The 4,341-nt window shown below is 73.9% G+C and carries 5 protein-coding genes and 1 pseudogene; 4 read left to right on the top strand and 2 right to left on the bottom strand.

Translation table 11 applies throughout. The annotated features are described in order from the left end of the window. A pseudogene (locus H5J29_RS22645) lies at window positions 1-263 on the top strand (DNA polymerase Y family protein); the annotation flags it as partial. A gap of 52 nt (window positions 264-315) precedes the next feature. Here the strand turns inward: H5J29_RS22645 and H5J29_RS22640 are convergent. Together H5J29_RS22640 and H5J29_RS35940 are read right to left on the bottom strand one after the other, a co-directional pair. Next, window positions 316-1,746, bottom strand: coding sequence for a M28 family peptidase (locus tag H5J29_RS22640; protein ID WP_181783054.1), 1,431 nt, complete (start codon window positions 1,744-1,746; stop codon window positions 316-318). Window positions 1,747-1,983: 237 nt separating this feature from the next. Further along, window positions 1,984-2,898 (bottom strand): M20/M25/M40 family metallo-hydrolase, encoded by a 915-nt coding sequence (locus H5J29_RS35940; RefSeq protein WP_181783053.1) that lies wholly within the window; start codon window positions 2,896-2,898, stop codon window positions 1,984-1,986. A gap of 154 nt (window positions 2,899-3,052) precedes the next feature. Between H5J29_RS35940 and H5J29_RS22630 the strand changes: the two genes are divergently transcribed. The 3 genes from H5J29_RS22630 to H5J29_RS22620 form a co-directional block, all read left to right on the top strand. Further along, complete coding sequence (locus tag H5J29_RS22630; RefSeq protein ID WP_181783052.1) at window positions 3,053-3,439, top strand: MerR family transcriptional regulator; 387 nt, start codon at window positions 3,053-3,055, stop codon at window positions 3,437-3,439. Next, window positions 3,436-3,780, top strand: a complete 345-nt coding sequence (locus tag H5J29_RS22625; RefSeq protein WP_220187792.1) for a thioredoxin family protein — start codon at window positions 3,436-3,438, stop codon at window positions 3,778-3,780. Before H5J29_RS22630 ends, H5J29_RS22625 begins: the two co-directional genes overlap by 4 nt. Before the next feature lie 30 nt (window positions 3,781-3,810). Further along, on the top strand, window positions 3,811-4,341 hold a 531-nt coding region (locus H5J29_RS22620; protein ID WP_181783051.1), incomplete at its 3' end, for a PHP domain-containing protein.

The following is a 4,341-nucleotide window of genomic DNA, read 5'->3' as shown; positions in this document are numbered from 1 at the left end:
TGCCCGTCGAGCTGCGGGACGCCGCGGACGACCCCGTCCACCTGCGCGAACCCGACCTGCTCAGCGCTCCGCCGCACCGCCTGCTGCTTCCCCCGCACCCGGTCCGCGAGATCTGCGGCTGGGCGGGGCCGTGGCCGGTGGTGCAGCGCTGGTGGTCACCGGAGGGCGCCGCGGGGGCCCGGCTGCAGGTCGAGCTGGCCGACGGGGCTGCCCTGCTGCTCCTCTACCGGGAGGGGCAGTGGTGGGTCGTCGGGATCTACTAGCGTCCGCACCGCGCGCTGGCGAGACACGTGGCCGGACTCGCGGTGCGCGACACTACCGCTGCGGCACGCCGTTCAGGGTCAGGGCGAACCGGCCGACCGTGCTCGCGAGCGTGTCCACGTTCCGGTCCAGTGCGGTCCGGTCGACGTTGGTGAGGTTGTCGCAGGCCTGGTGGTAGCAGGCGTCGTACGGCCGGTCGGCCTGGCCGCCCCACTGCTGGGCCTGCTCCGCGGTCTTGGCCTCCTCGGCGCCGGTGAACAACCCGCCCGCCGGGATGCCCGCCTCGATGAACGGCCCGTAGTCCGAGCGGCCGTCGAAGTCGGTGCCCGAGCCCTGCACGCCCACCGCGGCCAGCTGCTCGAGCAGCACCTGCTCCACCACGGCCGATCCCGCGGGCCCCGGCCCCTCGCCGGTCCGGTCGGAGTCGTCGCCGTCGTAGACCAGGTAACCGGCGTTCGGCGAGCCGACCATGTCCAGGTTGAGGTAGAGCGCGATCCGTCCCTTGTCCTCGGGCGAGAGGCCCTCCACGTACCGGGTCGAGCCCACGAGCCCGATCTCCTCGGCGCCCCACCACGCGAACCGCACGGCGTTCGCGGTCGCGGGGGAGGGGCCGAGGGCGAGCGCGACGTCGAGCAGGGCTGCGGTGCCCGTGCCGTTGTCGTTGATCCCCGGGCCCTCGGGCACGGAGTCGAGGTGCGCCCCGGCCATCACGACCCGGTCCGTGTCCCCGGTGGTGGTCTGCGCGATCACGTTCCGGCTGGTCGTCTGCTGGGTCGTGGTCGCGAGCAGCAGCGCGACGGGGGCGCCCGCGCGTGCCGCCAGCCCGTCGCCGACCGAGCTGGTCACCCCGGTCGTCGGGACGGTGTCCGGCAGGTCGCCGAGGGTGCCGCCGAGCGGCGTGTCCTCGGTGTTCGCGACGATCAGCCCGCCCGCCCCGGCCGTGCGTGCGTTCTGCGACTTGGCACCGAAGGGGCAGGTGCCGCGCTTGGCCAGGACGACCGCCCCGGCGGGCATGCCCGCGAAGTCCTCCGCCTCGCAGCCGGACGTCGCGTCCTGCGCAAGGACGTGCAGCGGCGCGCTGATGCCGCCCGCGGGCGTCGCGGGGGAGAAGTTCATGACGGCGGACTCGACCACCGCGCCGTCGACGGTCAGGCGCTGGTCCTGCACGGCGAAGGAACGCACGTCGAAGGTGGGGGTGTCCACGGTGAACCCGGCGTCTCGCAGCGTGCCCGCCACGAACTCGACGCTCGCGTCGTAGCCGGGGGTGCCGAGCGCGCGGTTGCCGCCGTTCTCCTCCGCGATCGCCTGCAGGCGCTGCAGGTGGGTGAAGGCCCGGTCGCCGCTCGCGGTGGCGGCGAGCCGGGCGGGCAGCGTCGGATCGGCGGGCGGAGCGGTCTGTGCCGCGGTCGGCGCTGCGCTCCCGCAGGCCGTCAGCAGCGCGGCGGCGAGCACCGCGAGTGCCCCCACCGATCGTCGTCCGCGCATGGTCTCCCCGTGTGTCCGGTCCGATTCGTCGGGGTCAGTGTCCGCCATCGGCGAAACGTCTGCCGGTCCACGGGTGCTCCACGGCCTCGGCACAGGCTTTTCTCAGCCTGAAGGAGTGAAGTAGCAGGGGTAGGACCACCGGGCGAGGCGCGACCGGTAGCTGGGGAGCCCCCGGTGCCGCGCGGCCCGGAGAACCGGATGACGCCGGTCGGGGGCTGGGGAGCGGCCCGGCCGGTGTCATCCGGTGGACAGCGCGGCGAGCGAGCCCGCAACGGCGTCGGTGAAGCGGTCCAGCGCGGTGCGGTCGATGTTGTCCAGGTCGTCGCACGCCGTGTGGTAGCAGCGGTCGAAGACCTCGCCCGCGGTCCCGCCCCAGCGTTCTGCCTGGTCGGCGCTCTTCTCCTCCGCGTCTCCCGCCAGCAGGCCCGCGCTCGGGATCCCCGCGTCGACGAACGGGGCGTAGTCCGACGTGCCGTCGAAGTCCAGCCGGTCCGGAACGGCCCCGAGGGCGGTCAGTCGGGCGGCGAGGTCGTCCCCGCGCCCCTGGACGAAGTAGCCCGGGTTCGGCGAGGCCGTCATGTCGACGTTGAGGTAGAGGTCTATCGCCTCCCGCTCGGCCGGGGCGAGAGCGTCGACGTAGCCCTGGGAGCCCTCGAAGTCGATCTCCTCGGCACCCCAGAACGCCAGCCGCACAGCCCCCGCGACCGGCGGCGACCCGCCCATCCGGGTGGCGATCTCGAGCAGCGTGGCCACCCCGCTGCCGTTGTCGTTGATCCCCGGCCCCTCGGGGACGGAGTCCAGGTGGGCCCCCGCCATGACGACCCGGTCCGGGGCGCCGGTGGCGCTCTGCGCGACCACGTTGCGATAGCGCCGATCACCGAGGGTGAACTCCGGCGTGGTCACCCGCCAGCCCGCCTTCTGCAGCACGGCCACCACGTGGTCGACGGCGGCGTCGTACCCGGGCTCGCCCGTCGCCCGGTTCCCGCCGTTCGCCCGGGTGACCCGGTCCAGCTCGCTGAGCTGGGCGAACGTGCCGTCTCCCGAGGCCGTCGCGACGAGGGTGTCCGCATACGGCGAGGGTGCGACGGTCGGTGCGGCGGTCGTGCAGGCCAGGGTGAGGCCCGCGAACAGGGCGACGAGGGTGGTGCGCACGACCCCACTGTGTGGCGTGCGGTGACGACGGTCGACGAGGTCCCTCCGATCGGCGGTCACCCTTCCGATTCTGTGGACAACTCGGCCGATCCGCATCTCGGACTGGCCTTGCCGTCGGCGTCAAGGTCTAGCGTCGCCGATGTGGGAGGTGGCGATGCTGATCGGTGAGCTGGCCGAACGGGCCGGGGTGAGCACGCGTGCGCTGCGGCACTACGAGGAGCTCGGGCTGCTGCCCGCGCGACGGGCGGCGAACGGCTACCGCCGGTACGACGGGGCGGACCTGCGGGCGGTGGCGGAGATCCGCACGCTCGTGGGTCTCGGCCTGTCGCTGGAGGAGACGCGCCCGTTCGTCGAGTGCCTGCGGGCCGGGCATCCCAGCGGCGGGACCTGTGCCGACTCGATCGCGGTCTACCGGAGCAAGCTCGCCGAGGTCGATGCCTCCCTGGCCCGGCTCGGCGCGGTGCGCGCGGAGCTGGCGGAACAGCTGGACGCGGCGGTGCGGGAGCGCGGGCCGCGGTGTGAGTTCTCGGAGGGGACATGATCGAGCAGGTCACGGACGGGACGTTCACCCAGCGGGTGCTGCGGGCCCCGCTGCCGGTGCTGGTGGAGTTCACGGCGAGCTGGTGCCCGCCGTGCCGGATGATCGCGCCGGTGCTCGCCGAGCTGGCGGGGGATCTGGCGGGGCGGGTGGAGATCGTCGCGCTGGACGTCGACGACAACCCTCGCACCGCCGCCGCGGCCGGGGTCCTGGGCATGCCCACGATGTCGCTGTACGTCGGCGGCGAGGTGGTCGCCCAGGTCGTGGGGGCGCGGCCCAAGGCGGCGCTCCGCTCGGCGATCGAGCCGCATCTGCCTGTGGACAACTCGGTCGGTGCGGCATGATCGAACAGATGTTCGAGTAGAATCGAGGGCATGGGATGGAGCAACCCGGACGTCACCTGGCGTGAGCTGGAGGGAGTCCTCTCCGGGCGCACCGGGGCGAGCCTCGCGGGCGGGCCGGAGCGGGACGGTGGGGACTCGCCCGCCTGGTCGCGCAAGCGCGAGCCGTACGAGGCGCCCCCGCTGGAGCGGCGGGAGCCGACCGTGCCGTACGCGGAGCTGCACTGCCACTCCAACTTCAGCTTCCTCGACGGGGCGAGCCATCCGGAGGAGCTGGTGGAGCGGGCCCACGAGCTGGGCCTGGAGTCCCTCGCCCTCACCGACCACGACGGGATGTACGGAGTGGTCCGGTTCGCCGAGGCCGCGCGCGGGCTGGGCGTGCGCACGGTCTTCGGCGCCGAGCTGAGTGTGGGGCTCTCCGCCCCGCAGAACGGGGTGCCCGATCCGGAGGGCAGTCACCTGCTGCTGCTCGCCCGCGGCCCGGAGGGGTACGGGGCGCTGTGCCGCACGATCAGCACGGCCCAGCTGCGCGGCGCGGAGAAGGGGCGCCCGGTGTACGAGCCC

Source organism: Pseudonocardia pini (genome assembly GCF_013870575.1).
Taxonomy (GTDB): Bacteria; Actinomycetota; Actinomycetes; order Mycobacteriales; family Pseudonocardiaceae; genus Pseudonocardia; species Pseudonocardia pini.
The sequence above is the reverse complement of the archived record's forward strand: the minus strand, read 5'-3'. Positions and strand labels throughout refer to the sequence as shown.